22 protein-coding genes and 2 pseudogenes are annotated in these 25,855 nt (G+C 72.3%); 8 read left to right on the forward strand and 16 right to left on the reverse strand.

The features are described from left to right. From AB0G63_RS02345 to AB0G63_RS02375, 7 genes are all read right to left on the reverse strand, one after another. On the reverse strand, positions 1-987 hold the full coding sequence (locus tag AB0G63_RS02345; protein WP_360742877.1) for an ABC transporter permease: 987 nt from the start codon (positions 985-987) through the stop codon (positions 1-3). Then, a complete protein-coding gene (locus tag AB0G63_RS02350; RefSeq protein WP_360743172.1) occupies positions 984-1,883 on the reverse strand; it encodes an ABC transporter permease in 900 nt (299 codons plus the stop codon). The genes AB0G63_RS02345 and AB0G63_RS02350 overlap by 4 nt, the downstream gene beginning before the upstream one ends. 57 nt (positions 1,884-1,940) lie before the next feature. After that, positions 1,941-3,686, reverse strand: coding sequence for an ABC transporter substrate-binding protein (locus AB0G63_RS02355; protein ID WP_360742880.1), 1,746 nt, complete (start codon positions 3,684-3,686; stop codon positions 1,941-1,943). A gap of 313 nt (positions 3,687-3,999) precedes the next feature. Beyond that, a complete protein-coding gene (locus tag AB0G63_RS02360) occupies positions 4,000-4,704 on the reverse strand; it encodes a GntR family transcriptional regulator (RefSeq protein ID WP_360742883.1) in 705 nt (234 codons plus the stop codon). Positions 4,705-4,823: 119 nt separating this feature from the next. Then, a complete protein-coding gene (locus AB0G63_RS02365; RefSeq protein ID WP_360742886.1) occupies positions 4,824-6,269 on the reverse strand; it encodes an aminopeptidase P family protein in 1,446 nt (481 codons plus the stop codon). A gap of 138 nt (positions 6,270-6,407) precedes the next feature. Then, entirely contained in the window at positions 6,408-7,883 is a 1,476-nt protein-coding gene (locus AB0G63_RS02370; RefSeq protein ID WP_360743175.1) for an aminopeptidase P family protein, read from the reverse strand. A 20-nt stretch (positions 7,884-7,903) separates the two neighbouring features. After that, positions 7,904-8,407 carry an ATP-binding protein gene (locus AB0G63_RS02375; RefSeq protein WP_360742889.1) on the reverse strand — a complete coding sequence of 168 codons (504 nt, stop codon included), beginning with the start codon at positions 8,405-8,407 and terminating at the stop codon, positions 7,904-7,906. A 348-nt stretch (positions 8,408-8,755) separates the two neighbouring features. Here AB0G63_RS02375 and AB0G63_RS02380 point away from each other — a divergent pair, with 348 nt between their 5' ends. After that, positions 8,756-9,727: a LysR family transcriptional regulator gene (locus AB0G63_RS02380; protein ID WP_360742892.1), complete on the forward strand. Its 972-nt coding sequence runs from the start codon at positions 8,756-8,758 to the stop codon at positions 9,725-9,727. Positions 9,728-9,752: 25 nt separating this feature from the next. Here AB0G63_RS02380 and AB0G63_RS02385 read toward each other — a convergent pair whose 3' ends face one another. After that, positions 9,753-10,262, reverse strand: coding sequence for a TetR/AcrR family transcriptional regulator (locus tag AB0G63_RS02385; RefSeq protein WP_360743178.1), 510 nt, complete (start codon positions 10,260-10,262; stop codon positions 9,753-9,755). Between AB0G63_RS02385 and AB0G63_RS02390 the strand changes: the two are divergent. After that, positions 10,165-10,458 (forward strand): annotated as a pseudogene (locus AB0G63_RS02390) (acetoacetate--CoA ligase); the annotation flags it as partial. The gene AB0G63_RS02385 and the pseudogene AB0G63_RS02390 sit on opposite strands and share 98 nt — an antisense overlap. A gap of 9 nt (positions 10,459-10,467) precedes the next feature. Here the strand turns inward: AB0G63_RS02390 and AB0G63_RS02395 are convergent. Next, positions 10,468-11,556 carry a sulfite oxidase gene (locus AB0G63_RS02395; protein WP_360742895.1) on the reverse strand — a complete coding sequence of 363 codons (1,089 nt, stop codon included), beginning with the start codon at positions 11,554-11,556 and terminating at the stop codon, positions 10,468-10,470. A gap of 95 nt (positions 11,557-11,651) precedes the next feature. Further along, positions 11,652-13,616, reverse strand: coding sequence for an ABC transporter ATP-binding protein (locus AB0G63_RS02400; RefSeq protein ID WP_360742898.1), 1,965 nt, complete (start codon positions 13,614-13,616; stop codon positions 11,652-11,654). Positions 13,617-14,012: 396 nt separating this feature from the next. Here AB0G63_RS02400 and AB0G63_RS02405 point away from each other — a divergent pair, with 396 nt between their 5' ends. Beyond that, positions 14,013-14,927 carry a HipA family kinase gene (locus AB0G63_RS02405; RefSeq protein ID WP_360742901.1) on the forward strand — a complete coding sequence of 305 codons (915 nt, stop codon included), beginning with the start codon at positions 14,013-14,015 and terminating at the stop codon, positions 14,925-14,927. A 98-nt stretch (positions 14,928-15,025) separates the two neighbouring features. On the opposite strand, the gene aceB is transcribed toward AB0G63_RS02405, so the two are convergent. Further along, positions 15,026-16,651 carry a malate synthase A gene (gene aceB, locus AB0G63_RS02410; RefSeq protein WP_360742904.1) on the reverse strand — a complete coding sequence of 542 codons (1,626 nt, stop codon included), beginning with the start codon at positions 16,649-16,651 and terminating at the stop codon, positions 15,026-15,028. A gap of 114 nt (positions 16,652-16,765) precedes the next feature. Continuing rightward, entirely contained in the window at positions 16,766-17,374 is a 609-nt protein-coding gene (locus tag AB0G63_RS02415) for a nucleotidyltransferase family protein (protein ID WP_360742906.1), read from the reverse strand. Between the two features lie 230 nt (positions 17,375-17,604). Between AB0G63_RS02415 and AB0G63_RS02420 the strand changes: the two genes are divergently transcribed. Continuing rightward, positions 17,605-17,919 carry a DUF5955 family protein gene (locus AB0G63_RS02420; protein WP_360742909.1) on the forward strand — a complete coding sequence of 105 codons (315 nt, stop codon included), beginning with the start codon at positions 17,605-17,607 and terminating at the stop codon, positions 17,917-17,919. A gap of 79 nt (positions 17,920-17,998) precedes the next feature. Here AB0G63_RS02420 and AB0G63_RS02425 read toward each other — a convergent pair whose 3' ends face one another. Beyond that, positions 17,999-18,802, reverse strand: a complete 804-nt coding sequence (locus tag AB0G63_RS02425) for an IclR family transcriptional regulator (RefSeq protein ID WP_360742912.1) — start codon at positions 18,800-18,802, stop codon at positions 17,999-18,001. Between the two features lie 227 nt (positions 18,803-19,029). On the opposite strand from AB0G63_RS02425, the gene allB reads away from it, so the two are divergent. After that, positions 19,030-20,370 (forward strand): allantoinase AllB, encoded by a 1,341-nt coding sequence (gene allB / locus AB0G63_RS02430; protein WP_360742916.1) that lies wholly within the window; start codon positions 19,030-19,032, stop codon positions 20,368-20,370. Between the two features lie 92 nt (positions 20,371-20,462). Beyond that, positions 20,463-21,578 (forward strand): allantoicase, encoded by a 1,116-nt coding sequence (alc, locus tag AB0G63_RS02435; RefSeq protein ID WP_360742919.1) that lies wholly within the window; start codon positions 20,463-20,465, stop codon positions 21,576-21,578. 550 nt (positions 21,579-22,128) lie between these two features. Here alc and AB0G63_RS02440 read toward each other — a convergent pair. Continuing rightward, positions 22,129-22,923 carry an SDR family oxidoreductase gene (locus AB0G63_RS02440; RefSeq protein ID WP_360742922.1) on the reverse strand — a complete coding sequence of 265 codons (795 nt, stop codon included), beginning with the start codon at positions 22,921-22,923 and terminating at the stop codon, positions 22,129-22,131. Between the two features lie 147 nt (positions 22,924-23,070). On the opposite strand from AB0G63_RS02440, the pseudogene AB0G63_RS02445 reads away from it, so the two are divergent. Continuing rightward, positions 23,071-23,220 (forward strand): annotated as a pseudogene (locus AB0G63_RS02445) (dihydrofolate reductase); the annotation flags it as partial. Between the two features lie 218 nt (positions 23,221-23,438). Here the strand turns inward: AB0G63_RS02445 and AB0G63_RS02450 are convergent. Beyond that, positions 23,439-23,834, reverse strand: coding sequence for a ribonuclease domain-containing protein (locus AB0G63_RS02450; RefSeq protein ID WP_360742924.1), 396 nt, complete (start codon positions 23,832-23,834; stop codon positions 23,439-23,441). A gap of 87 nt (positions 23,835-23,921) precedes the next feature. Continuing rightward, positions 23,922-24,944 (reverse strand): Gfo/Idh/MocA family oxidoreductase, encoded by a 1,023-nt coding sequence (locus tag AB0G63_RS02455; RefSeq protein ID WP_360742927.1) that lies wholly within the window; start codon positions 24,942-24,944, stop codon positions 23,922-23,924. Positions 24,945-25,075: 131 nt separating this feature from the next. Between AB0G63_RS02455 and AB0G63_RS02460 the strand changes: the two genes are divergently transcribed. Continuing rightward, a complete protein-coding gene (locus tag AB0G63_RS02460; RefSeq protein WP_360743181.1) occupies positions 25,076-25,813 on the forward strand; it encodes a GntR family transcriptional regulator in 738 nt (245 codons plus the stop codon). Positions 25,814-25,855: the final 42 nt, after the last annotated feature.

Consider the following 25,855-nt stretch of genomic DNA (forward strand, 5'->3'; position numbering starts at 1 on the left):
CTAGTTCCTCACCCTCGGGTCTACGACCGCGTACAGCAGGTCGATGACGACGTTCGCCGCCACGATGAAGAAGGCGGCCAGGAGCGTCACGCCCAGGACGACGGGCTGGTCGGAGCGTTGCAGGGCGTCGTAGAACAGCCGGCCCACCCCGGGGATGCCGAAGATGGACTCGGTGATGACGGCTCCGGCGAGCAGGGCGCCGAGGTCCATGCCGAAGATGGTGAGCACCGGCATCATGGCGGACCGCAGGCCGTGTTTGGCCACCACGACGTACCGGGGCATGCCCTTCGCCCTGGCGGTGCGGATGTAGGGCTGCGCCATGGCCTCGATCATGGAGCTGCGGCTCTGGCGGGCGTACATCGCGGCGTACAGCAGGGCCAGTGCGGTCCAGGGCAGCAGCAGGTTGGCGGCCCATCCCAGGGGGTCGTCGGTCAGCGGGGTGTAGGTGGGGTAGGGAAGGAGTCCGCCGACCCGGACCAGGCCGTAGATGAGCATGACGGCGGTGAAGTAGACGGGTAGCGAGGCCGTGGCGACGGCGCCGACCATGAGCGTCCGGTCGAGCAGTCCGCCCTTCTTCAGGGCGGCGGTCACCCCGGCGCCCAGCCCCAGCACGAGCCACATGCAGGCGGCCCCGAAGGCGAGCGAGGCGGAGACGGGCAGCCGGTCCATGAGCAGGTCCCACACCGGCAGGGCGTTGTCGTAGGAGTAGCCCAGGCACGGGAAGCCGCAGTGCAGCGCGTGCGGCCCGCTGCCCAGGTCCCGTCCGGCGAAGATGCCGACGACGTAGTCGCCGAACTGGCGCCACAGCGGCTGGTCGAGCCCCATGTGGTGGCGCACCTCCGCCAGCCGCTCCGCGCTGCACGTCTTGCCGCAGGCGGCCGCGGCCGGGTCGGCGGGCAGGAGGTAGAAGATGACGAAGGTGACGGCGCAGATGGCGAGCAGCACGCCGGCCACCCCGAGGCATCTGCGGAGCAGGTAGGCGGTCACGAGCGGCCTCCCTGGGGATCGAGGATGTCGCGCAGGGCGTCGCCCAGCACCGTGAAGGCCAGCACCGCGACGAAGAGGAAGGTGCTCGGGACGAAGAAGTACATGGGGTCCGTCTCGTAGTAGGCGACGGCCTCGGCGATCATCTGACCCCAGGAGGAGGTCGGCGGGCGCACGCCCACTCCGAGGAAGCTCAGCGCCGCCTCCGTGCTGATCATGCCGGGGATCAGCAACGTGGTGTAGGCGATGATGGGCCCGGAGATGTTGGGAAGGACCTCGCGGGTGAGGATGCGCCACGGTCCCGAGCCGGCCACGCGGGCCGCCTCGACGTACTCGCGGTGGCGCAGGGTGAGGGCCTCACCGCGCACCACGCGGGCGATGCCGGGCCAGCCGAAGACACCGATGACGGCGGTCATCAGGGCGACCCGGTTGACGTCCTGGGCCACGGACATCATGGCGATCATGAAGATGAGCGACGGGAAGGACATGGTCAGGTCCATGAGCCGGCTCAGTACGGTGTCGACGCGGCCCCCGAAGTAGCCGGCCGCGATGCCCGCGGCGGTGCCCACCACGACGACGATCGCGGTGGCGGCGAACGCGATCAGCAGCGAGACCTGGGCTCCGTGCACCACGCGCGCGAACAGGTCGCGGCCGGTGGCGGGCTCCACCCCCAGCCAGTGCTCGGCGCTGATGCCGCCGAGCGGTCCGCGGGGCATGCCCCCGAGGTAGGGGTCGATCGCGTCGCTGTCGAAGGCGGTGGGTGACCAGCCGCCCAGCCGGCTGAGCAGCGGGGCGGTCAGGGCGACCAGGACCAGCAGTGCGACGGCGACCAGGGCGAGCCTGCTGCCCCGGTCACCCCACAGCTTGCGCGACGTGGCCCGCAGCGGATGCTCGGGCAGGGCCGAACGCCCGGTCTGCGCGGTGGTGTCCAGTGTGAAGGTCACGACGGCTCGTCCTCAGCCCTTGCTCTTCGACGGGTCCTTCAGACCGATCACCGCGAAGTCGAACTGGCCGGTCCAGGCGGCGTGGCCGAAGGCTCCGGCGATGTTGTCGCCGGCCAGCAGGGGCTTGCGCTTCCACAGCAGCGGAACGGCCGGCGACTTGCTCTGGATGACGGAGTCGAGGCTGATCCAGGCCTGATTGGCGCTCGCCGCGTCGGGCATCGCGGCGATCTCGTCCATACGCTTCTCCACCGCCTTGTCGCGGAACTGGGAGACGTTGCCCTGGTTCCCCTTCTCCTTGATGGTCCGGCCGTCGAACACGAAGGGCAGGAAGGTGGAACCGGACGGGTAGTCGGGGCACCAGCCGCTCATCGCCATGTCCGGTGCGTGCTTGGTGTCACCGATGGTGTCGTAGTAGACCGACGGGTCGACGGTCTGGATCTGCAGGCGCACCCCGACCCGGGACAGGCTCTGCTGGAGCGCCTCGGCCCGTGTCTTGTCGCCCGTCGACACCGTGATCGTCGTGGCGAAGCCGTTCGGCTTGCCGCCCTCGGCGAGGAGCTTCTTGGCCTTGGCCACGTCGCCGGTGGCCGACCGGCCGTAGAGGCCGTCGGCGCGGCGGCCGCCGGTGAGGGCCGGCGGGAGGTAACCGGTGGCCATGTCGTTGAGGGCGGGGCCGCCACTGGCGGTCACCTGGGCCGACTTGTCGACCGCGTACTGCATCGCCTGACGCAGCTTCAGGTTGTCGAACGGCGCGCGGGAGGTGTTCAGGGCGAGCATGTCGGTGCAGCCGGTCCGCTCCGCGGACAGCCTCTTCTTGACCTCCGGCCGCGGCAGCACCTTGGCGATGCTGGACGGCTGCATGTCGGACCACTCGACGGCGGAGGCGTCGGCGCCCTCGCTGGCGATGATGCGGTCGTCGATCTGACCGCCCTTCAGGCCCTGCTGTACGACGATCCGGTCGGGGTAGGCCTTGCGCACCGGGTCCGTGCCGGGGTCCCAGTGCGGGTTGCGGACCAGTACCAGCTTCTTGCCCCGCGCATAGCTTTCGATCTTGTACGGCCCGGAGGAGAACGGGCGCAGGTCGTACTGGACTCCCTTCTCCCGCGATTCGGGCACGGGGGAGAAGGTGGGCAGCGTGACCGTGTAGGAGAACTCCGCGACCGGCCTGCGCAGCGAGAAGACGATGGTGCGGTCGTCGGGAGTCTTGATCGAGTCCAGGTGCCTGCCCCGCAGCGGCCCGGTGTAGCCCTCGGTGCCGGCCAGGTACCGCTGGGCGTAGTCGGGACCTCCGACCAGGTCCGGGGCGAAGGAGCGCTCGACGTTGTACTTGACGTCCTGGGCTCTGATCGGGGTCCCGTCCTCGTACTTCAGACCGGGCTTGAGCGTGAACGTCCAGGTCCGGCCGCCGTCGGAGGACTTGCCGAGGTCCGTCGCGAGATCGGGGACGATCTCACTGCCCTGGTTGCCGGGGGAGGCCCTGAACGTGGTCAGCGTGCGGTAGAGCAGGCGGCTGCCGAAGTCCATGGTCGGCATCACCCAGTTCCGGGCCGGGTCCAGGTGGCCGAAGTCCTGGTTGGACAGCACGGTGAGCGTGCCGCCCTTCTTCGGGGTGCCGCCGATGATCGTTCCGGTGGCGACGCCGGGCCGCTTGTGCTCGTCGGAGCCGCCCTCACCCGACTGATTCGTACAGGCGCCCAGCAGGGCCAGTGTGAGCGAGGCGCTCAACGAGGCGGACAGGGCACGCATGTGACGGCTCATAGCCACTCCTTGCTTTTGATGGCGGGAATCCGCCTGTGAGGTGTGACGCGTAACATAGTAATGTGAAATTGCATAGCCAAGGGGTGTGACGGCTCGTTACCGAGCTGTGTCCGATATCCGGAACGCGGGTTGCGGGTCGTCGGCTCGGATGGCGCTGTCAGGCTCCGGTGGGGTCACCAGGAAGGCCGGCAGGCCTCACGGTCGGAGGAAACGGTCCGTCCCGGAACATGGCTGATTGTGTGATCGGGCGCCCGGAAGGCTGCCGCGTCACAGGCAGCGGCTTCGGGGCAGGTGGTGTGCGGTGGCCGGAGGCCTACCGGCTGAGTCGAAGAGCCGACGCGTCGGCTACGGCGTCGGCCTGGCCGTCCGCCCACAGGGTGCGGACGTGCGCCAGGTGGCGGCGCATGCAGTCCTCCGCCTCCTGGATCCGGCCGGCCAGCATCAGGTCGAGGAGTTCGACATGCTCCTGGGCGGAAGACACCAGGCGGCCGGTCTCGTTCAGGCTGCCCAGTCCGAACAGGCGTGACCGCTTGCGCAGGTCGGCCACGACCTCCACGAGGTGCGGGTTGCCTGCCAGGGCCAGCAGCTCCAGGTGGAACCGGTGATCCGCTTCGAGGTACTTCAGGACGTCATGCCCCTGGGCCGCCGTGACGATCTGCTCCGCCAGCGGACGCAGGGCTTCCAGTTGCCCGGCACTCGCCGTCGCGGCGACGCGGCCCACGGTGGGGACTTCGATCAGGGTCCGGATGTCGGTGAAGTCGTCGAGGTCCTTGTCGGTCATCTCCGTGACGCGGAACCCCTTGTTGCGCACCGCCTCGACCAGGCCCTCCCGCGCCAGGTCCAGCATGGCCTCACGCACCGGGGTGGCGGAAACGCCGAGTTCCGCCGCCAGTGTGGGGGCCGAGTAGATGACACCCGGACGGAGTTCACCCGCGATGAGCGCTGCTCGGAGGGCATTGGCGACCTGATCGCGCAGATGGGTCTGGACGGAGATCGCCTGCGACTTGAGATGAGGCATCTTCGCTCCTCCGAGTACCAGCCCTATATACCAGCCCAATGACCTCCCACTATACAATGTCACGTTGCTCCACTTGCAAGATCGGTTCGGGGCTCCGGGGCCGCACTCAGGCGGGGGAGTCAGCGCAAGGACGCCATCCAGGTCTCCACCTCGTCCGCGCTGCGCGGCAGGCCCGAGGACAGGCAGGTGGCTCCGTCGGCCGTGATGACGAAGTCGTCCTCGATCCGTACGCCGATGCCGCGCAGTTCTTCGGGCACCGTCAGATCGTCGGGCTGGAAGTAGAGTCCGGGTTCGACGGTCAGGACGTGTCCGGCCTCCAGGACACCGCCCAGGTACGTCGCGTCGCGGGCGCCGGCGCAGTCGTGGCAGTCCAGCCCCAGCATGTGGCCCGAGCCGCACAGAGTGTACCGGCGGTACAGGTCGGACCCGGAACCCGGAACCGCGCCGCCGGGCGGCCGCAGCCCCCAGGCGTCGAGTCCTTCGCCGATGACCCGCATGGCGGCGTCGTGGAAGTCGCCGTACCGGGCTCCGGGCCGCAGCGCGGCGATGCCCGCCGACTGGGCGGCGAAGACCAGGTCGTAGACGCGGCGTTGGACATCGGTGAAGCGACCGCTGACCGGCAGCGTCCGGGTGACGTCCCCGGTGTAGAAGGAGTCCGCCTCGACGCCCGCGTCCAGCAGGAGCAGGTCCCCGTACCGCACCGGGCCGTCATTGCGCATCCAGTGCAGGACGCAGGCGTGCGCCCCGGCCGCCGCGATGGTCTCGAAGCCCAGTCCGTGACCGCCGAGCCGGGCACGCCGGTTGAAGGTGCCCTCGATCCAGCGTTCTCCCCGCGCCAGGCGAGTGGCGTTGCCCAGTTCGCCGACCGCGTCGTGGAAACCGGCGACGGTGCAGTCCACGGCGGCACGCAGCTGGCCGACCTCCCACTCGTCCTTGACCAGCCGCAGTTCCGACAGGAAGGTGACCAGTTCGGCGTCTGCCCGCGAGTCCGGCGGCACCAGCGCGTCGACGTGCGCGTCCTCACCGCGCAGCACGCGGGTCGGTGCCTTCTTCCCGAGAGCCCGCTCGAGGTCGTCGCGCGCGGCGACCTCGAGGCCAAGGGCGTCCGCGGTCTCCGACAGCGTTCTGCGCCGGCCGATCCAGAACTCGCCGTGCCGTCGGTCGCCGTAGAACTCCGCGCCGTTCCGGCCGCCGTCACGCGGCGACCGCGGCCGGACGAACAGGGTCACCGAGTGTCCGCATCCCGTCGGTTCGAAGACGAGGACGCTGTCGGGGACCGCCTGCGTCCCGTGATCGGCGGTGAGATGCACGAAGGCGGAGTGCGGCCGGAACGTGTAGTCGAAGTCGTTGCTTCTGACCTTCAGCCCGCCTGACGGGACGACGATCCGCTCACCGGGAAACCGTTCGGACACCGCCGAGCGCCGCTTGGCCGCGCCCGCCGCACCCGGCAGGAGCGGCGGCTTCAGGTCCGTGTTCGCCCAGCCTCCCTGGAAGGTTCCGGCCGGGGCGGCCGGCACGTGAGGCTCGTCATCGCCCGTGTCGGAGGCGTTGCCCTGCTCCTGCATCGAGAGCTCTCTCCTGTGTCGTGTCGTGGTTCGGCTGCACAGCTTCTGCTCCGCAGCGAAGACGCGGTTGACCGCAATCGTGCTGATGCGGTTCCCGGTGGCCGGGCCGCCGCCCGCGGGGGAACGCGGCAGGAGACGTCAGACGCGCAGCCGGGACATCCAGGCCTCCACCTCGTCCGCTTCCCGCGGCAGGCCGGCCGAGAGGTTCTCGCTGCCCTCCTCGGTCACCAGGAGGTCGTCCTCGATCCGTATGCCGATGCCCCGGTATTCCTCGGGAACGGTCAGATCGTCGGACTGGAAGTACAGGCCCGGCTCGACAGTGAGCACCATGCCCGGCTGCAGCGTGCCGTCCACATACATCTCGGTGCGGGCCTTGGCACAGTCGTGAACGTCCAGGCCGAGCATGTGGCCCGTGCCGGCCAGCGTCCAACGACGCTGCAGTCCGAGTTCGTACGCCTCGTCCGCCGACCGGTCCCCGAACAGGCCCCAGGCGGCCAGGTGCTCGGCCAGAACCCGCTGGGCGGCGTCGTGGAAGTCCCGGTACGCGGCACCCGGCTTGACCGCGGCGATGCCGGCCTCCTGCGCCGCGTACACCGCGTCGTAGACCTTCCGCTGGACCGGGGTGAAGCGCCCGTCGACGGGCAGGGTGCGGGTGATGTCGGCGGTGTAGAGGTTACGGGTCTCCACCCCGGCGTCGAGCAGCAGAAGATCGCCGGGACGGGTTTCGCCGTCGTTGCGCACCCAGTGCAGAGTCGTGGCGTGGGATCCCGCCGCGCAGATCGACGCGTAGCCGACGTCATTGCCCTCGATCCGGGCGCGCGTGAAGAACGTGCCCTCGATGAGCCGCTCGGGCGTCGGTGCGGCGGCGCTGAGGGCGCGGACGACGTCCTCGAAGCCGAGGGCCGTGGCCTCGCAGGCGAAACGCAGATCGGCGATCTCCCACTCGTCCTTGACCAGACGCATCTCGGAGAGGGCCACGCGGAACTCGTCGTCGTGCTCGGCCGTCACCTTCCCGTCGAGGACCGAGTCGACACCCGCGTCGTAGCCGCGCAGCAGGCGGACCGGTCCGTCGGCCGCGCCGAGCCGGTCGGCGAGCGTGCGGACGTCGCGGCAGGGCAGACCGAGCAACTGCTCATTCTCCGCGAGGCTGTTGCGGCGGCCGTCCCACAGCTCACCGTGATAGTCGAGCCAGAACTCTCCGCTCTCCCGGTCGGAGCGGGGGAGCAGGTACGCGACCGCCCGGTGCCCGCCGTACCGGCCGGGCTCCAGGACCAGCACGGCGTCCTGGGACTGATCGCCGGTCAGGTAGACGTAGTCCGACGAGGGCCTGAAGGGGTAGGCCGTGTCGTTGGCGCGGACCTTCGGGTTGCCGGCCGGGATCACCAGCAGCTCACCGGGGAACCGGGCGGACAGCTTCGTCCTGCGGCGCGCGGTGTAGGCCGCCTGTGCGATCGGCTCGAGTCCGCGGCGCTCCGTGTCCGCCCAGCCCTGCCTCATGTTCTCGGCGAGTTCGACGCTCACCCGGCCGTACAGACCGTTCTTCCGCTGTCTGCTCTCATCCGTCTCCGCAGCAGCCTCTGCGGCAGTCTCCGCGGCCGTCTCTACAGCCACCATCGCCTCCTCGGACGTATTGGTCATGGACATATCTCGAACAGGCTCGACAGCAGCCATTCGCCGGCGGGCGTCACCGACCAGCGCGCATCCGGGGCGCCGCCGCCCTGAGCACTCCGCTCGTCAGCCGGGGCAGGCGTGGTCGCCACGGGCAGAACCGCCCAGCACCGCTTGCCGAAGGCGGTGCGTTCGACGCCCTGGAACAGACAGAGGGCTTCTATGAGAAGAAGGCCGCGTCCACGCTCGTCGTCGACCTCGGCCGCACACGGCTGCGGAACCGCCGGACTGCCGTCGAGGACCGCGATGACGAGGAGGCCCTGCTCCAGGGTCACCTCGACGGTCATGGGTCCGCCCGCGTGCTGAAGGCCGTTGGTGAGCAGTTCCGATGCCACCAGCTCCAAGCGGGAGAACAGTTCGTCCTCGAACGACGTGCCCCACGACCTCACCGTCGCGGAGATGCGGTGGCGGGCGCCGTGGACCGCCGCCGCGGTCGCCTCCACGGTGAAGCGGGCCTGGTGATGAGGCATGGTTGTCTCTCCTCGAAGATGAGGCGCTTCGGCGGTCCCCGGACGCCACAGCCGCCGCGGCGCACGAGCACTCCGCACGGCGGAAGGACCGCCGCGGGGATGCGCGAGTCACCGGGAGCAGACCCGCTCCACCTCGGCGGGACAGGACGTGCAGTGGAGATTTCCACGACCGGCTCCGCGGGGACAACGGGCTGAGGCATAAGAGAACGAGCGGACCATGCATAACGCGCGGCGCCCGCGGCGAGCCGGCCGGGCCGCACCACTCCGGCCCCGAGAACGTGGAGTGCCGCGCCTGTCGGCCCGCGCGCATAATGGACCCCGTTTTCTGCCGCACGACGAGGTGGGCCGATGGAACTGGAGTTGCGTCACCTGCGTGTGCTGTGCGCGATCGCGGACTGCGGGAGCGTCGGCCGGGCAGCCGTCGCGCTCGGATTCACCCAGCCCGCACTGAGCACACAACTGCGTCGCATCGAGCGACTGCTCGGTGAGGGGGTGTTCCTGCGCGGCAGTACCGGTGTGCGGCTGACCGCCTATGGAGCGGAGGTCGTGAGCCAGGCACGCGAGATCCTGGTGCGTGCCGACGCCCTCGGGCGACGGCGGACGGGCTTGCCGGCCACAGTGGACGGTACGCTCCGCCTCGGCGCCACCAACACACCGATCGTGCCGACGCTGCTGAACGCCCTGCGCGACGCCTGCCCGCACCTCAAGGTCTCCGTCTGCAGCGTCTACGCCACCGGCGAACTGCTCAGTCTGCTGGAGGCCGGCGAACTCGACGCCGCACTGGGCGTCGACTACCCCGGACTGCCCCTACGGCACTCCTCCGCTCTGGCACACCGTGCCATCAACACCGTCCCGATCTTCGTGGCCATGCACGCCGGCCACCCACTGGCGCACCGCGTCGAGGTCCCGCTGGAGGAACTGGCCGAGGACACCTGGTTCGTCTCCTCCGACGACGGGGTGGGCTGGCCCGGCGCCTTCTACGACGCCTGCCAGGCCGCGGGTTTCATGCCGGCCGGCACACACGAGTTCCACGTACTCGATCAGCTGCAGTCCATGATCGCCAGGGGACTGGGGGTGACCGTGGTTCAGCCCACCGTGCGCCCCATCGACGGGGTGGTGGTCAAGCCCCTGGCCGGGGACCCGTTGTGGCAGCGGCACCTGCTGATCTGGCGCGGTGAGGCCGTCGAGGCATCCGTGGTCGAGGCGGTGCATCACCACGCGGTCCGCGTCTACCGCGACCTGTTGGCCCAGGCCCCCCACCTGCAGCGATGGGTGAACCGGGCCTACACCTCCGCACGCCTGCCGAGCGGGCTCGGGTAGGAATCTCCGTCTCTCCGTCCGGCTCTCACCGGCCGAGGTCGGGCAGGGGGCGCCGGGCGACCTCTCGGGCGTCGTCCGCGCAGAGGCCCAGCATGCGCAGGACCATCTCGGCGAGGTGCGATGCCGCCTCGTCCCCGTCCAGGTCGGGGCGGGAGAATTTCAGTTCCAGCAGTGTCAGCAGCGTGCCGCCCAGCGCGGAGAGGGCCACGGCGGGTTCCACGGCGGTGAAGCGGCCGGAGGCGATCCCGCTCTCCAGGTCGCGCCGGGCCCGGGAGGACAGGCCGTTGTCCGTGTGCAGGTAGCCGAGTCCGCGGCGGCGCAGCACCTGCATCAGCTCCGGGTGGGAGCCGGTCATGCGGGCGCTGAGCCGGAAGCCGGCCGCGACCAGTTCCGCCGGGTCGTCGATTCCCGCGAGGCGTTCGTCGAAGGTCCGGTCCGCCCGCCCGGACATCCCGTGGGAACTGGCGGCCCGCCACCGCGTCACCCTCTTCGGCACCAGCCCCCAATACCTGCTCGGCATGGCCAAGTCCGGCATCGACCCGTCGGCGCACGACCTGTCGTCGATCCGCGCCGTCGGCTGCACCGGGTCCACGCTGCCGGCCTCCGCCTACCCCTGGGTGCGCGACCACGTCGGCGACCGGGTGCTGCCGGCCTCGACCAGCGGCGGCACCGACGTGGTGTCGGGGTTCGCCGGCAGCGCCCCCACCACGCCCGTGTGGGCGGGGGAGCTGTGCCCCGGTTCAGCGGCAGGTGACGTGGACGGCGGCCCAGGAGTTGTTGCCGTAGCCCCGGGGATTCCACAGGGAGAGGGGAGATTCGGGCATGAGCGCGCCGGTGCTGTCCCATGCCCGGGCGGTCACGTGTCTTTCGCCGGCGGGCAGGTCGAGCGTGGTGCGCCAGTGCTGCCAGACCCAGGGGCTGTCCGCGGGGTCGAGTTCGGCCTGCTGCCAGTCGCCTCCGGCGTCGAGGGAGACGTCGACGCGGGCGACGGTGCGGCCGTCGCCCGCCAGGGCGTAGCCCGTGATTTCCGTGGGCCCCGGGGGCAGTCGGGCGCCGTTGTCAGGGTGAAGGATGTCGCAGTTCACGGGGAGCGGGCCGAGGGAGATGCCGGTGCCGGGTTCGGCTCGGGCGGGATCGGCTTCGGCCGGCAGGATGCGGTAGGCGGTCGCCTGGAAGTAGTTGGTAGAGGGCTGGGACCGGGCGGTGATCCGCGTGAGCCATTTGACGCTGCGTGCGCCGATCCAGCCCGGCACCACCACACGCAGCGGGCCGCCGTGGACGCGGGGGAGTGGTTCGCCGTTCATGGCCCAGGCGAGCAGCACTTCCGGGCTGCGGGCCTTGGCGGCGGGGATCGAGCCGCCGTAGGGCTGGGGCGGGTCGGCCCTCGGCGAGACGTCCGGGGCGCTGAAGGCGATGTGCGCGGCCGGGGATCCAAGGCCGGCTTCGGCCAGCACGTCGCGGAGCCGGACGCCGCTCCAACGGGCGGTGGCGGTGGCGCCGGGGCCCCAGCAAGCCTCGCCGGGGATGGCGCGTACCGCGGCGAGACCGGCGCGCCGGTTGCCCGCGCACTGCAAGGTGGCCTCGATCTCCACCTCCCCGAACCGCTCGCGCAGCTCCCGCAGGGAGAGCTCCAGCGGGTGCCCGACCAGGCCGTCCACCCGCAGACGCCACGCCTTCGGGTCGATGTCGGGGATCGGTCCGTGGTTGCGGCTGTAGAAGACGCCGACGGGGGTCTGCCGCTCTCGCGCCAGCGCCACGCGCGGCGGCTCGGCGTTGAACGGCTCCCGCTCGTGCACCACCATGTCGTCGCGCTTGCCCCACAGCTCCATACCGGACGCCTACCCGCGGCCCGCGATCGAACCCTCGCATGCGGGGAAGATGCCCCCGACCGGGCGTGGGCTTTCCGGCCGAGCCGATCGATGGGTCATGCGGGATCCGCGACGGGGGGCGCGGCGGGTTTGGGGATGTCGGCGTCGGGTGCGTACTGGGCCGCCTGCGCGTCGAACATGGCGGCGTAGCGGCCCCGGGCGGTCATGAGTTCGTCGTGGGTGCCGTGTTCGGCGAGGCGTCCGTGGTCGAGGACGTAGATGCGGTCGGCGTGGCGGACGCCGGACATGCGGTGGGTGACCAGCACGACGGCCCGGTTCGGGGCGGCGAGGCGGCGGATGCGGTCGAAGGCTTGGATCTCGGCTTCGGGGTCGAGGGCGGAGGTGGGTTCGTCGACGATGAGGACGCTGTCCGCCCGCGATGTCGAACTGCGCCAGTGGGTGCGGGCGAGGCCCACCTTCTGCCATTCGCCGCCGGAGAGTTCGATGGCGCCGCGGAACACGCGGGCCAGCAGGCTCCGCAGCCCGTCGGGGAGTCTGGCGATGACCGGTCCGGCTCCGGCGTAGTCCACCGATGGCTGCAGGTCCCGCGGTGTGGCCGCGTGGGCGGGGCGGCCGAGGCGGATGTTCATGGCCGCGGTCACGGGCCAGCGCTGGAAGTCCTGGGTGAGCAGGGAGACGCGTTCGAACACCTGGGAGCGGTCGAGGTCGCCGATGTCCGCCCCGCCCCAGCGCAAGCTGCCGGCCTGGGGCAGCAGCAGGCCGGACAGGATCTTCATCAGCGTGCTCTTGCCGGAGCCGTTCTCACCGACCACGGCGGTGACCGAGCCCATCGGCAGGGTGAGGGACACCTGGTCCAGGGCGTCCGTGTCACGGTCCGGGTAGCGGTAGGTCACGCGGTCGAGGACGATCTCCCTGACCTGCTCGGGGACCGGATCGCCCCCCTCGGGGATGGTGCGCCGCGCTGCCTGGACCAGGAAGCGGCCGTGGTCGCGGACGTAGAGGGATTCCTCGTGCAGCTGGTTGATGTTCATCACCAGCGCGCCCAGGCTCGCCGACCCGGTCCGAACCGCGATCACGGCGGTACCGGCGATGGCGAGGCTCATGTGCCCGGCCGTGATCAGCCAGAACATGGCCCCGTATGTCGCGGCCACGGCCAGGCCGGACAGCGCGGAGGCGACCCATTCGGTCAGGGCCTTGCTGGAGGCGAGGCGTTCCTGTTCGGCCTCCGCGCTCTCGGCCATGCGCTCGTAGCGGCTGAGGAGGAAGGCACCGACGCCGTGGAGGCGGACCTCCTGGGCGGCGCTGCGCTCGGTGAGCAGGTTGCCGATGAGCCGGCCGGCCCGCACATGCTCGATCCAGCTCATCACCGACACGTACCGCTCCTGGGCCACGCGCATGGCGCCCCAGCCGCGCGGGGCGGCGATGAGGATCAGCATGGGCAGCAGGACCGGGTGGAGGACGGCGAGGACGCCGGCCGTGGTGACCAGTGAGATCAGGCCGTTCAGCGCGGCGACGCAGGCGCCGATCATGCGGCGGGCGGAGGCCGGACCGTACTGGGCGACGTCCACGAGCCGCCGGAAGTCGGGGTCGTCGATGGCTTCCAGCTCGACGCTCGTGGCGGCGGCCAGGTACTGGGTGGTGGCGATCCGCTCGACCATCGGCTCCAGGCGCCCGGCGCGAGAGGTCGACCAGGCGGAGAGGGCGGAGTTGACCACCCCGATGCCAGCGACGGCCAGCAGGCCGGGCAGCAGTGAGTGCAGCCGCTGGGCGGCGTCGCCACTCCCGGCGAGCAGGGCGTGCATGACGGCGTTGAGGGCGAGCAGGCCGACGGCCGCGGCGATGCCCTGGCCGAGTTCGCTGACCGCCACGGCGAACAGCGCCCGCCGGTCGGCGCTCCACGCCAGGCGCAGGGTGGCGCCGACGAGGGACGGCATGGAGCGCAGCGCCGACATCATGGTCAGGTCCAGGCCGGCGTGCTCGTGGTGGGACCAGCCCATGTCATAGCGCAACGGTCCGCCGAACAGCTCCTGTTCGGCGTCGGAGACCCGTGGCTCGGCCATCTTCACCGGACCTAAGAACCTCTTCACCGGGCGCCTCCCGAGGTGGGCCAGTTCAGGGCCCGGTACGCCGGGCCGTGGGCGAGCATGCCGAGTCTGTTGCAGACCGCCGTCCGGCACGATCGGTTCGCGGAAGTGTCACGCTTCCGGGGCGAGTTCTGCTCATGTCCGACCAGGCGTTCGGATGCGCTGTCCGAGCCGGCCGGCAGGGTGCCGTGTGCGGACGGCCCGGTCCGCTCGCTCGTGGGGCTGCGCCGCCGGTGCGACGGCTCGGGCATTCCTCCCCGCCTGTCACGCTCGGTTACTATGCTCACTTCGGGCCGGAGGCCGACCGGGGAAGGCAAGCCGAGTGAACCGAGTGAACCGAGTGAGCCGAAGGACACTGTGGGGGCCTGGGAGATGCTGAGAGAGGTCACCGCAACCCGTTACGTCGCGCCCCTGCACTCCGGCGGCTCCGTCCCCGCGATCGTCGAGGCCGACGACCTCGGCACCTACGTCGTGAAGTTCACCGGCTCCGCGCAGGGGCACAAGGCGCTGGTCGCCGAGGTGATCGTGGGGGAGCTGGCCCGCGCCCTCGGACTGCGCTTCCCCGAACTCGTGCTGGTCCACTTCGACCCGGCGATCGCCGGGCAGGAGCCGCACCAGGAGGTGCGCGACCTGCACGCCGCCAGCCACGGGATCAACCTCGGCATGGACTTCCTGCCGGGTGCGCGGGACTTCACGCCCGAGGTCGCGAAGGTCTTCCCGGTCGATCCGGTGGAGGCGGGCCGGATCGTCTGGCTCGACGCGCTGACCACGAACGTGGACCGTACGGTCCACAGCTCCAACCTGATGCTGTGGCCCACGCTGGGCATCGCGCCCCCGCGCCTGTGGCTGATCGACCACGGCGCCGCCCTGGTCTTCCACCACCGCTGGGACATCTCCTCCCCGGAGAAGGCGTACGACTTCCGGCACCACGCCCTCGGCCACTACGGCCCCGACACCCGGGCGGCCGACGCCGAGCTGGCGCCGAAGGTGACGCCCGAGCTGCTGCGCGAGGTCACCGCGTGCGTGCCGGACGCCTGGCTGGCCCAGGAGGAGGGGTTCACCGGCCCGGACGAGGTGCGCGAGGCGTACGCGGGCTACCTGCACGCGCGCGTGCGGGCCTCGGCGGCCTGGCTGCCCACCGACTTCCCCGGCCGGGAGGAGCTCGCCGCCGAAGAGGCCCGGCGCGCGGCACGCACCCAGCAGGGCCGCCCCGACTGGCTCAAGCGGGTGCCCGACCTGCACGGCAGACCGGCGGCGGAACAGGACTGGTCGGTCCATCTGGGCTGACGGACGTCCGGCGGGCGGCGGGCCGGACCGCCGGGGCAGGCGCGGTCCGAGTGGTCCCGGGCGGGTCGCCGGGCCACTCGGACCGGTGAGGCGAGGCGTCAGCCCGCGAGCTGTTCGTACGCCGGCAGGGTCAGGAACTCGGCGTAGTCCTCGTCCAGGGCGACCCTGAGCAGCAGGTCGTGGGCCTGCTGCCAGTGGCCGGACGCGAAGGCCTCCGCGCCGGTCTCGCGGCGGACGGCGTCGAGTTCCCCGGCGGCGATCTCGCGGACCAGTTCCGGCGTCGCCCTGGCGCCGTTCTCGAACTCGACGCCGGCGTTGATCCACTGCCAGATCTGGGAGCGGGAGATCTCCGCGGTGGCCGCGTCCTCCATGAGGTTGAAGATGGCGACCGCGCCGAACCCGCGCAGCCAGGCCTCGATGTAACGGATGCCCACCTGGACGGCGTTGACGAGACCGGCGTACGTCGGCCGGGCGTCCAGGGAGTCGACGGCGATCAGGTCGGCCGCCTCGACGTGGACGTCCTCGCGCAGGCGGTCCTTCTGGTTCGGCCGGTCGCCGAGCACCTTGTCGAAGGACTCCATGGCGATCGGCACCAGGTCGGGGTGGGCGACCCAGGAGCCGTCGAAGCCGTCGCCGGCCTCGCGGTCCTTGTCGGCCCGGACCTTCTCGAAGGCGACCTCGTTGACCTCGGGGTCCCGGCGGGACGGGATGAAGGCCGCCATGCCGCCGATCGCGTGCGCGCCGCGCTTGTGGCAGGTGCGGACCAGGAGTTCGGTGTACGCCCGCATGAACGGGGCCGTCATCGTCACCGCGTTGCGGTCCGGCAGGACGAACCGGGGCCCGCAGTCACGGAAGTTCTTGATGACGGAGAACAGGTAGTCCCAGCGTCCGGCGTTCAACCCGGAGGCGTGGTCGCGGAGTTCGTAGAGGATCTCCTCCATCTCGTACGCGGCCGTGATCGTCTCGATCAGGACGGTGGCGCGGACGGTGCCCTGCGGGATGCCGACGTAGTCCTGCGCGAAGACGAACACGTCGTTCCAGAGGCGGGCCTCCAGGTGCGACTCCGTCTTCGGGAGGTAGAAGTACGGGCCCTTGCCGAGGTCGAGCAGGCGCCGGGCGTTGTGGAAGAAGTAGAGGCCGAAGTCGACGAAGGCGCCGGGGACCTGGGCGCCGTCGGCGTCGACGAGGTGACGCTCGTTCAGGTGCCAGCCGCGCGGGCGCACGACCACCGTCGCCAGTTCCTCCTCCGGGCGCAGGGCGTACGACTTGCCGCTCGCCGGGTCGGTGAAGTCGATGCTGCGGGTGTACGCGTCGATCAGGTTGACCTGGCCGAGGACGACGTTCTCCCAGGTCGGGGCGGAGGCGTCCTCGAAGTCCGCGAGCCAGACCCGCGCCCCGGAGTTGAGGGCGTTGACCGTCATCCTGCGGTCGGTGGGGCCGGTGATCTCGACCCGGCGGTCGTCCAGGGCGGGGGGCGCGGGGGCCACCCGCCAGGAGTCGTCCGCGCGGATGCCGGCCGTCTCGGGGAGGAAGTCGAGGGTGGCGGTGCGGGCGATCTCGGCGCGGCGCTCGGCGCGGCGGGCGAGGAGTTCGTCACGCCGGGGCGTGAACCGGCGGTGCAGCTCGGCCACGAAGGCGAGCGCCGCGTCGGTGAGGACCTCCTCCTGCCGCGGCACGGGCTCGGCGTCGACTACGGCCAGCGGGGACGGCGCTGCTGCGGGCATGAGCTGTCACTCCTCGATAGGCGCTGGGCGCTGCTGGGCGCTTCTGCTGGATGGATGCTAATTTCCTCATCGTGGAACCTCAATGATGTGCTGTCTGCGCCGGGAGTCCCGCGCCTACTCCAGGTGGGCCAGATCCTGCTGCGTGTCGATGTCGTACGGCCGCGCCACGTCCGCGCACTCGACGAGCGTGAGCGCCGCCTCGTGCGCCCTGAGATAGGCACGCGCCCCCCGGTCCCCGCTCGCGCTCGCGGCGACCCCCGCCCAGTGGGCGGCGCCGAGTAGGACGGGGTGCCCGCGTACGCCGTCGTAGGCGGCCGACGCCAACGAGGTCTCGCCCCGGCAGGCCGCCAGCACGCGGCCCACCGCCTCCGGCCCGATGCCGGGCTGGTCGACGAGTGAGACGAGCGCCGCCCGGGCGCCCGTGCCGGGCAGCGAGCCGAGCCCGGCCCGCAGCGAACCGCCCATTCCCTCCTCCCAGTCGGGGTTGTCGACGAGTACGCAGCCGGCCAGCCGCGCCCGTGCCCGCACATCGGCGGCCCGCGCCCCGAGCACCACGTGGACGCGGGAGCAGCCGGCCGCGCGCAGCACGCCGGCCGCGTGCTCCACGAGCAGCCGCCCGCGGTGTTCGAGCAGCGCCTTCGGCCGCCCGCCGAGCCGGCGCCCGCCTCCCGCGGCGAGCAGCAGTCCGGCGACCTGGCACTGGTTGTCGGTGTGGTCGGTCATGCGTCCTGCATACCTGACGTCCCGGCGGGCGCCCGGTCTCCTGGGGCTGAATTTCGGCCCGCGCGGTGGCGCGCGGGGTCCAGGGTGGCGTTTACTGGCCCGCGTCCCCGGCGCCCGACCAGCGCACGGGGGCGCGGATCGAGTGGGTCGCTACAGAACGGCGCACGGCGGCGCGCGAGGGCGCGCGAACGGCGTGTAAGGGCGCGCGAGTACGTGCGAGGGGGAGAACTGTGTTGCGGAGCCTGGGGCAGAAGCCGGTGACCGGCAGCGGCGAGGATCCGAGAGTGACGGGACTGCGGGCCGCGGTGTCCCGGCTGCGTCGTGAACTCGCCGCGCACCCGGCCCAGGTCCCCGACCGGTGCATCGCCGACCAGGAACTGGCGGCGCTGGCCGCGATGACCCTCGACGGCGTGCCCGAGACCCCGCGGCTGCGCCGCTCGCTGCTCGTGATCGCCGGCGCGATCGGCTCGGTGAGCGCGCTCTCCGGCGCGCTGTCGCAGGTGCGCGACGCGGTGGACCTGTTCGGGGAGCCGACACGCGGCTGACCCCGTTCGCGGGCAGCCGGGCAGCCGGGCAGCCGGGCAGCCGGGCAGTCGGGCAGTCACCCGGGCGGACCGGCCGGGTTCAGGCCGGCGTGCCGCCCGTGCTCGCCAGGGACTCCGACAGTTCCCGGGCCACCTGCTGCAGCACCGGCACGATCCGCTCCGTCGCCGTCTCCGTGACCCGGCCCGCCGGGCCGGAGATCGAGATGGCGGCGGCGGTGGGGGAGTCGGGGACCGGGACGGCCAGGCAGCGGACGCCGATCTCCTGCTCGTTGTCGTCCATGGCGTAGCCGAGGCGCCGTACCTCCCGCAGGGCGGCGAGGAAGTCGTCCGGCGTGGTGATCGTCCGGTCGGTCAGGGCCGGCATGCCGGTGCGGGCGAGCAGGGCGCGCACCTCGTCGTCCGGGACGGTGGCCAGCAGTGCCTTGCCGACGCCCGTGGAGTGCGGCAGGACGCGCCGGCCGACCTCGGTGAACATGCGCATCGAGTGCTTGGAGGGCGCCTGGGCGACGTAGACGACCTCGTCGCCGTCCAGCAGGGCCATGTTCGCCGTCTCGCCGGTCTCCTCGACCAGGCGGGCCAGGTGGGGCCGGGCCCAGGCGCCGAGCAGGCGGGAGGCGGACTCGCCCAGGCGGATCAGCCGGGGACCGAGCGCGTACCGGCGGTTGGTCTGCTGGCGGACGTATCCGCAGGCCACGAGCGTGCGCATCAGGCGGTGGATGGTGGGCAGCGGCAGCCCGCTGCTCGCGGACAGTTCGCTCAGGCCGACCTCGCCGCCCGCGTCCGCCATCCGTTCGAGCAGGTCGAAGGCGCGCTCGAGGGACTGGACGCCGCCACCGGCCGGGGGCTTGGCGGAGCCGGTGGCGCTGGCGCTGGACGTCGGCACGGCGCGTTCCTTTCGGGACCGGTGGCAACCGGTCGGGACTGGCGGTAAGGGCAGCAGCGTACCCGCCGGCCCGCCGGCCCCCGTGCGGAGCCCGCGGGCGAGGGCGCCCTTGACGACGCGGGTGCGGGGAGTGAAGACTCCTTCAACAGAACGTTGAATTCCGTTACGTGGAAGTAAACCCCGTTTCCCGGAAGCAACGCGTCAGACGGCGGCAGAGAGGGGTCCGGGTGTCCGACACAGAGCTGGTGCTGCGCTCGACGCGCGTCATCACCCCGGAGGGGACCCGCGCCGCCTCGGTCGCGGTGACGGCCGGCCGGATCACCGCCGTCCTGCCGTACGACGCGCCCGTCCCCGCCGGCGCCCGGCTCGAGGACATCGGCGACGACGCCCTGCTGCCCGGCCTGGTCGACACCCACGTGCACGTCAACGACCCGGGCCGCACCGAGTGGGAGGGCTTCTGGACCGCCACGCGCGCGGCGGCGGCCGGCGGCATCACCACCCTCGTCGACATGCCCCTCAACTCCCTCCCGCCGACCACCACCGTCGGCCACCTCCGCACCAAGCAGGCCGTCGCCGCCGGCCAGGCACACGTCGACGTCGGCTTCTGGGGCGGCGCCCTGCCGGACAACCTCCAGGACCTGCGCCCGCTGCACGAGGCCGGCGTCTTCGGCTTCAAGGCCTTCCTGTCGCCCTCCGGCGTCGAGGAGTTCCCGCCCCTCGACCAGGAGCAGCTCGCGCGGGCCCTGGCCGAGATCGCCTCCTTCGACGGGCTGCTCGTCGTGCACGCCGAGGACCCGCACCACCTCGACGCGGCCCCGCAGCACGGCGGTCCCCGGTACGCCGACTTCCTCGCCAGCCGCCCGCGCGACGCCGAGGACAGCGCCGTCGCCCACCTCGTCGAGCAGGCCGAACGCCTCCACGCGCGCGTGCACGTCCTGCACCTGTCGTCCTCCGGCGCGCTGCCGCTGATCGCCGCGGCCAGGGCGAGGGGCGTCCGCGTCACCGCCGAGACCTGCCCCCACTACCTCACCCTGACCGCCGAGGAAGTCCCGGACGGCGCCAGCGAGTTCAAGTGCTGCCCGCCCATCCGGGAGTCGGCCAACCGGGACCTGCTGTGGCAGGCGCTCGCCGACGGCACCGTCGACTGCGTGGTCACCGACCACTCCCCGTCCACGGCCGACCTGAAGACCGACGACTTCGCCACCGCCTGGGGCGGCATCTCCGGCCTCCAGCTGAGCCTTCCCGCGGTGTGGACCGAGGCACGCGCGCGCGGGCACGGCCTCGAGGACGTCGTGCGCTGGATGTCTGCGCGGACGGCGCGCCTGGCCGGCCTGGAGGCCCGCAAGGGCGCCATCGAGCCCGGCCGCGACGCCGACTTCGCGGTGCTGGCGCCCGACGAGACGTTCACCGTGGACCCGGCGGCCCTCCACCACCGCAACCGCGTGACGGCGTACACGGGACGGACCCTGTACGGCGTGGTGAGGTCCACCTGGCTGCGCGGCGAGCGGATCGTGGCCGACGGGGAGTTCACCGCACCGAAGGGCCTGCTGCTGACGCGCCCCCGCTGACCGGCGCGCCCACGCCCCGCAGCGGCCGGCTCCGGAAAGGAACCGGCTCCGGAAAGGAACCGGACCGACTCCGAAAGGAACCCCTGATCGACGTGACGGCGATTCCGAGCTTCACCGGCGACGCGCGCCCCTACGCCGGCGGTGACCCCTACGCGGACTACCGCACCGCCGACTTCCCCTTCACCCACCACGCCGACCTCGCCGACCGGCGGCTCGGCGCGGGCGTCGTCGCCGCGAACGACGAGTTCTTCGCCGAGCGCGAGAACCTGCTGCTGCCCGGGCGCGCCGAGTTCGACCCCGAGCGCTTCGGGCACAAGGGCAAGATCATGGACGGCTGGGAGACGCGGCGGCGACGCGGTACGTCGGCCGGCCACCCGTGGCCGGCGGCGGACGACCACGACTGGGCGCTGGTACGCCTCGGCGCGCCCGGCGTCGTGCGGGGCATCGTCGTCGACACCGCCCACTTCCGCGGCAATCACCCGCAGGCGGTGTCGGTCGAGGGCACGTCGGCGCCGGGCCATCCGTCCCCGGCCGACCTCCTCGCCGACGACGTGAAGTGGACGACGCTGGTGCCGCGCACACCGGTCGGCGGCCACGCGGCGAACGGTTTCGCCGTCCACGTCGAACAGCGCGTCACCCACCTGCGCCTCAATCAGCACCCCGACGGCGGCATCGCGCGCCTGCGCGTGTACGGCGAGGTCGTGCCCGACCCGGCGTGGCTGGCCGCCCTCGGCACCTTCGACGTGGTCGCGCTGGTCAACGGCGGCCGGGTCGAGGACGCCTCCGACCTCTTCTACTCGCCCGCCGCCCACACCATCCACCCGGGCCGCTCCCGCAGGATGGACGACGGCTGGGAGACGCGCCGGCGCCGCGACCGGGGCCACGACTGGATCCGCTACCGCCTCGCCGCCCGGTCCGGCGTCCGCGCGGTCGAGATCGACACGGCGTACCTGAAGGGCAACAGCGCCGGCTGGGCGTCGGTCTCCGTCAAGGACGGCGAGGACGGCGACTGGCGCGAGGTCCTCCCGCGCACCCGCCTCCAGCCCGACACCGACCACCGCTTCGCCCTGCCGGAGCCTGCCGTCGGCACCCACGCGCGCGTGGACATCTACCCGGACGGCGGCATCTCCCGCCTGCGCCTGTTCGGCACCCTCACGGAAGACGGCGCGTCGCAACTGGCCGCACGCCACCGGGCGTTGACGGGCTGACGGCCGGGCCCGGAGCGGGCCCGGTGTCGGTGGCCGGGCCGGGTGGAGCCGCCGCACGCGGGTGGCGCACCGCCGGTGTCACCGACCGGGCGTGGGGGCCGGCACGGGCGTGCGGGACTCGGCGTCGCCGACCGGGCATGCGGCCGCCGTGGGTGTGCGGAGCCCGATGCCGTCGCTCCGGGTGTCGGGTGCGTTGCGCGTGCGCGTGGCGATCGGGGTAGCCCCGTCCCGATGGCCGCGGTCCGGTCGGCGGTCATGGCCGTTGCCCGCCGACGCCGCGACGGCACCCGCGCTCCTCGCCCATGCGGGCGGCGAGCCGCTGCCCGGCCGCGCCGCATGCGTCCGGTCCCGCCCCATGGTGTGCGCCGGGGAGGCCGTCACCCTGGGTCCGGCCGCCACGACGGCCGTTACGACGGCCTTCACGACGGCCGTTACGACGGCCGTTGCGACGGCCGACACGCCGGCCGTTCCGCCTCCGTCATGCCGATCGGCACACCGACCGGCACGTCCACCGTCCCGGCCGCGGCCCGTGGCGGCCCGTGGCGGCCGGTCAGGCCGCGTGTCCTCCGTCCACGGACAGTTCGGTGCCGGTGACGTAGGCCGCGTCCGGGCCGGCGAGGTACGCGACCGCCGCAGCGATCTCGTCGGGGTCGCCGAAGCGGCCGAGCGCGGTCAGCTCCGTCTGGGGCCCGGCGTACGGTCCGTCGGCGGGGTTCATGTCGGTGTCCGTGGGGCCCGGGTGCACGATGTTCGCGGTGATCCCGCGGGAGCCCAACTCCCGCGCCAGCGCCTTCGTCAGGCCTGTCAGGGCCGACTTGCTCATCGCGTACAGCGTCGCGCCGGGCCCGGCCACGCGCTGGGTCAGGCAGGTGCCGACGGTGATGATGCGGCCGCCCGCCGCCAGGTGCGCGGACGCCGCACGGCAGGCCAGGAACACCCCGCGCACGTTCACGGCGAGCACCCGGTCGACGTCCGCCGCGGTGAGCGTTTCGAGGGGGCCGAGGACGCCGATGCCGGCGTTGTTCACCAGCACGTCGAGCCCGCCCAGTTCCCCGGCCGCGCGCTCCACCGCCTCCGCCGCCTCCCGCGCGTCCGCGGCGTCCGCCCGGAGGGCCACCGCCCGCCGCCCGAGGCCCTCGACGCGCCGGACGACGTCCGCGGCCGCCTCCTTGCCGTCGACGTAGGTGATGGCCACGTCCGCGCCCTCCCGGGCCAGCCGCACCGCCGTCGCCGCGCCGATGCCGCGGCTGCCGCCGGTCACCAGGGCCACCTTGCCGGCCAGGGGAGACGAGGAGTGCGATGCGGGGGCGGGGGATGTGGTCAGGGGCTGCTGAGAAGTAGTCATGGACCCATCCCAGCGGCCGTCGCCCCCCGGCGCTGGCGGCCGGCGGACACCGACCTCGGTTCCCGTGCGCGCCGAGCGGTGAGTTGCGGGGGCCGGAGCGGTCTGAGGTGATGACGGAAAAGTCCGCACACCGGAGAGCAGGCACCCACCGTACTCACCGGCGACCTCGCCGAGGAGGTGACGGCCCTGAAGGAACGCGTCGACGGCGAGCTCGTCGACACCCTCCATCCGGCGACCTTCCCGCTGGTGCTCGGCTCCGGGCGCCGCCTGTTCACGGAGGGGGCCGAGCCGAAGGCCACGTCACCGGCGGCGGCGTCTCCATCCGGGTCCTAAGCCCCGTCCGGCCGGACACGGTACGGGCTCGTACGTACTGCTGGGCGCATAGCCGGGCCCGCGACCGCGCCGCCGCGCGCCGCCGCCGCGCGCCGCCGCCGCGCGCCGCCGCCGCGCGCCGCCGCCGCGCGCCGTGGGCGACTGCCCGGGCGCGCGGGGCGACGGCGGCGGGCCGTCGGGCCTCAGCAGCCGAAGTCGATGAGGTCGAACGTGGCGTAGTGGTCGGCGGTGTAGTAGTCCTCCTGGTACTCCTCGCCGGTGACGATGCGGCGTGCGCCGCGTGTGGAGGAGCCCGGGGTGATCACCGTGTACTCGTGGTAGTAGCCGGACGGCTGGCTGGGCAGGACGCCTTCACGGTTCTGGAAGACGGTGCCGTCCTGCGAGTACGGGAAGGGGCCGTCCGACGCGATCAGGTCGAGCGTGTCGTAGGCCTGGGACGGCAGGTCGCCGTAACAGATGCTCCCGACGGAGGTGGCGGCGGCGTCCGCCGTGGTGGCGGAGACGGCGCCGCCCACGAGGAGGGCGGACAGGAGGGTGGCTGCGGCGCCGATCCGGGTGGCGCGTGGGGGGAATCTCATGGGCCACATGATGACGCGCGTAGAAGGTGGCATGTCAATGACAACTTCGGGCCGATTTCCCGCCGGAACACGTGCGTGACCGGCCGTTCACCTGAACGCCGACTCGACCCCGCCCGGGATTTCCGCCAGCGCCACCGGTCGGCGCTCCCGCCGGGACACTTCGCAGGCCTCGGCCACGCGCAGCGCCTGCAACGCCTCGCGGCCGTCGCACGGGTTCGCCTGCTGGCCGAGCACCACATCGACGAACGCGGCCAGTTCCGCCTCGTAGGCGGGGCCGAAGCGCTCCAGGAACCCGGGCCACGGCTTGTCCGCGGCCGGCGGCCCGGTCGGCTCGGTGGAGGCGATGGGCGTGCGGTCGTCCAGGCCGACGACGATCTGGTCGAGCTCCCCGGCCAGTTCCATGCGCACGTCGTACCCGGCGCCGTTCAGCCGGGTCGCGGTCGCCGTGGCGAGCGTGCCGTCGTCGAGGGTGAGCAGGGCGGCGCCGGTGTCGACGTCGCCCGCCGCGCGGAACATCGCGGGCCCGGCGTCCGACCCGGCCGCGTACACGTCGACGACCTCGCGCCCGGTCACCCAGCGCAGGGCGTCGAAGTCGTGGATGAGCGTGTCCCGGAACAGCCCGCCGGACAGCGGCAGCCACTCCGGGGGCGGAGGGGCCTGGTCGGAGGTGAGCGCCCGCACGGTGTGCAGCCGTCCCAGCCGGCCGGAGCCGACCGCCTCCCGCGCGCCCAGGTAACCGGTGTCGAAACGGCGCTGGAAGCCCATCTGCAGGATTGTCCCCGCGGCCTCCACCTCGGCGATCGCGTTCAGGGTGCCGGGCAGGTCGAGGGCGATGGGCTTCTCGCAGAACACCGGCAGCCCCGAGCGTGCCGCCCGGCCTATCAGTTCCGCGTGGGCCGACGTGGCCGTCGTGATCACCACGGCGTCCACGCCCCATCTGAAGATCTCGTCCACACCCGGAGCCGCCGTCTCGCCGAGCCGGTGAGCGAGCTCCTGGGCCCGTGCCGGATCCGTGTCCGTGAGGATCAGGGAGCCGACCTCGCGGTGACGGCTGAGCGTGTTCGCATGAATGGTGCCGATGCGGCCCGTACCGATGACCCCGATGCGCATGGAAACAAAAGTGCGACGCGAACACGGACACTGTCAATGCGTATGTCCGGACAATCGAACTACACGACTTCCCGTCAACAACGCACGGAGCTACGCTCGGCCCCGTGCCGAAACCACAAGAGGACCCGACCGTGTCGCTCGACCTGCGGGTGGACCGCAGCTCTCCGGTGCCGCTGTACTTCCAGTTGTCCCAGCAGCTCGAGGCGGCGATCGAACACGGAGAACTCACCCCGGGCAGCCTGCTGGGCAACGAGATCGAGCTGGCCGCGCGCCTGGGCCTGTCCCGGCCCACCGTCCGCCAGGCCATCCAGTCCCTGGTCGACAAGGGCCTTCTGGTGCGCCGGCGCGGCGTCGGCACCCAGGTGGTGCACAGCCAGGTCAAGCGCCCGCTGGAACTCAGCAGCCTCTACGACGACCTGGAGGCGGCCGGCCAGCGCCCCGCGACGAAAGTGCTGGTCAACACCGTGGTCCCGGCGACGGCGGAGGTCGCGGCCGCGCTCGGCGTGGCCGAGGGCGGCGACGTGCACCGGGTGGAGCGGCTGCGGCTCGCGCACGGGGAGCCGATGGCGTGCCTGTGCAACCACATCCCGCCCGGCCTGCTGGACCTGGACACCGCGCAGCTGGAGACGACCGGCCTGTACCGCATGATGCGCGCCGCCGGCATCACGCTGCACAGCGCCCGCCAGTCCATCGGCGCCCGCGCGGCCACCGCCGACGAGGCCGAGCGGCTCGGCGAGGCCGAGGGGGCCCCGCTGCTCACCATGCAGCGCACCACCTTCGACGACACCGGCCGCCCGGTGGAGTTCGGCAGCCACACCTACCGGCCGTCGCGCTACTCCTTCGAGTTCCAGTTGCTCGTACGGTCATGAGCCCCACGCTGGTCATATTGTCAGGACAAAGGCGCGGGTGAC

The sequence above is a fragment of the Streptomyces sp. NPDC020996 genome (genome assembly GCF_040641355.1).
Lineage (GTDB): Bacteria > Actinomycetota > Actinomycetes > Streptomycetales > Streptomycetaceae > Streptomyces.

Bases quoted from the DNA above. Each gene is read 5' to 3' on its own strand.
- AB0G63_RS02370 (WP_360743175.1), bottom strand. From the start codon at position 7,883: ATGGTGGCTGTAGAGACGGCCGCGGAGACTGCCGCAGAGGCTGCTGCG.
- AB0G63_RS02400 (WP_360742898.1), bottom strand. From the start codon at position 13,616: ATGGCCGAGCCACGGGTCTCCGACGCCGAACAGGAGCTGTTCGGCGGA.
- AB0G63_RS02405 (WP_360742901.1), top strand. From the start codon at position 14,013: ATGCTGAGAGAGGTCACCGCAACCCGTTACGTCGCGCCCCTGCACTCC.
- AB0G63_RS02380 (WP_360742892.1), top strand. From the start codon at position 8,756: ATGGAACTGGAGTTGCGTCACCTGCGTGTGCTGTGCGCGATCGCGGAC.
- AB0G63_RS02455 (WP_360742927.1), bottom strand. From the start codon at position 24,944: ATGCGCATCGGGGTCATCGGTACGGGCCGCATCGGCACCATTCATGCG.
- AB0G63_RS02395 (WP_360742895.1), bottom strand. From the start codon at position 11,556: ATGGAGCTGTGGGGCAAGCGCGACGACATGGTGGTGCACGAGCGGGAG.
- AB0G63_RS02450 (WP_360742924.1), bottom strand. From the start codon at position 23,834: ATGAGATTCCCCCCACGCGCCACCCGGATCGGCGCCGCAGCCACCCTC.
- AB0G63_RS02365 (WP_360742886.1), bottom strand. From the start codon at position 6,269: ATGCAGGAGCAGGGCAACGCCTCCGACACGGGCGATGACGAGCCTCAC.
- AB0G63_RS02385 (WP_360743178.1), bottom strand. From the start codon at position 10,262: ATGCCGGACTTGGCCATGCCGAGCAGGTATTGGGGGCTGGTGCCGAAG.
- AB0G63_RS02355 (WP_360742880.1), bottom strand. From the start codon at position 3,686: ATGAGCCGTCACATGCGTGCCCTGTCCGCCTCGTTGAGCGCCTCGCTC.
- AB0G63_RS02375 (WP_360742889.1), bottom strand. From the start codon at position 8,407: ATGCCTCATCACCAGGCCCGCTTCACCGTGGAGGCGACCGCGGCGGCG.
- AB0G63_RS02360 (WP_360742883.1), bottom strand. From the start codon at position 4,704: ATGCCTCATCTCAAGTCGCAGGCGATCTCCGTCCAGACCCATCTGCGC.
- AB0G63_RS02415 (WP_360742906.1), bottom strand. From the start codon at position 17,374: ATGACCGACCACACCGACAACCAGTGCCAGGTCGCCGGACTGCTGCTC.
- AB0G63_RS02440 (WP_360742922.1), bottom strand. From the start codon at position 22,923: ATGACTACTTCTCAGCAGCCCCTGACCACATCCCCCGCCCCCGCATCG.
- aceB (WP_360742904.1), bottom strand. From the start codon at position 16,651: ATGCCCGCAGCAGCGCCGTCCCCGCTGGCCGTAGTCGACGCCGAGCCC.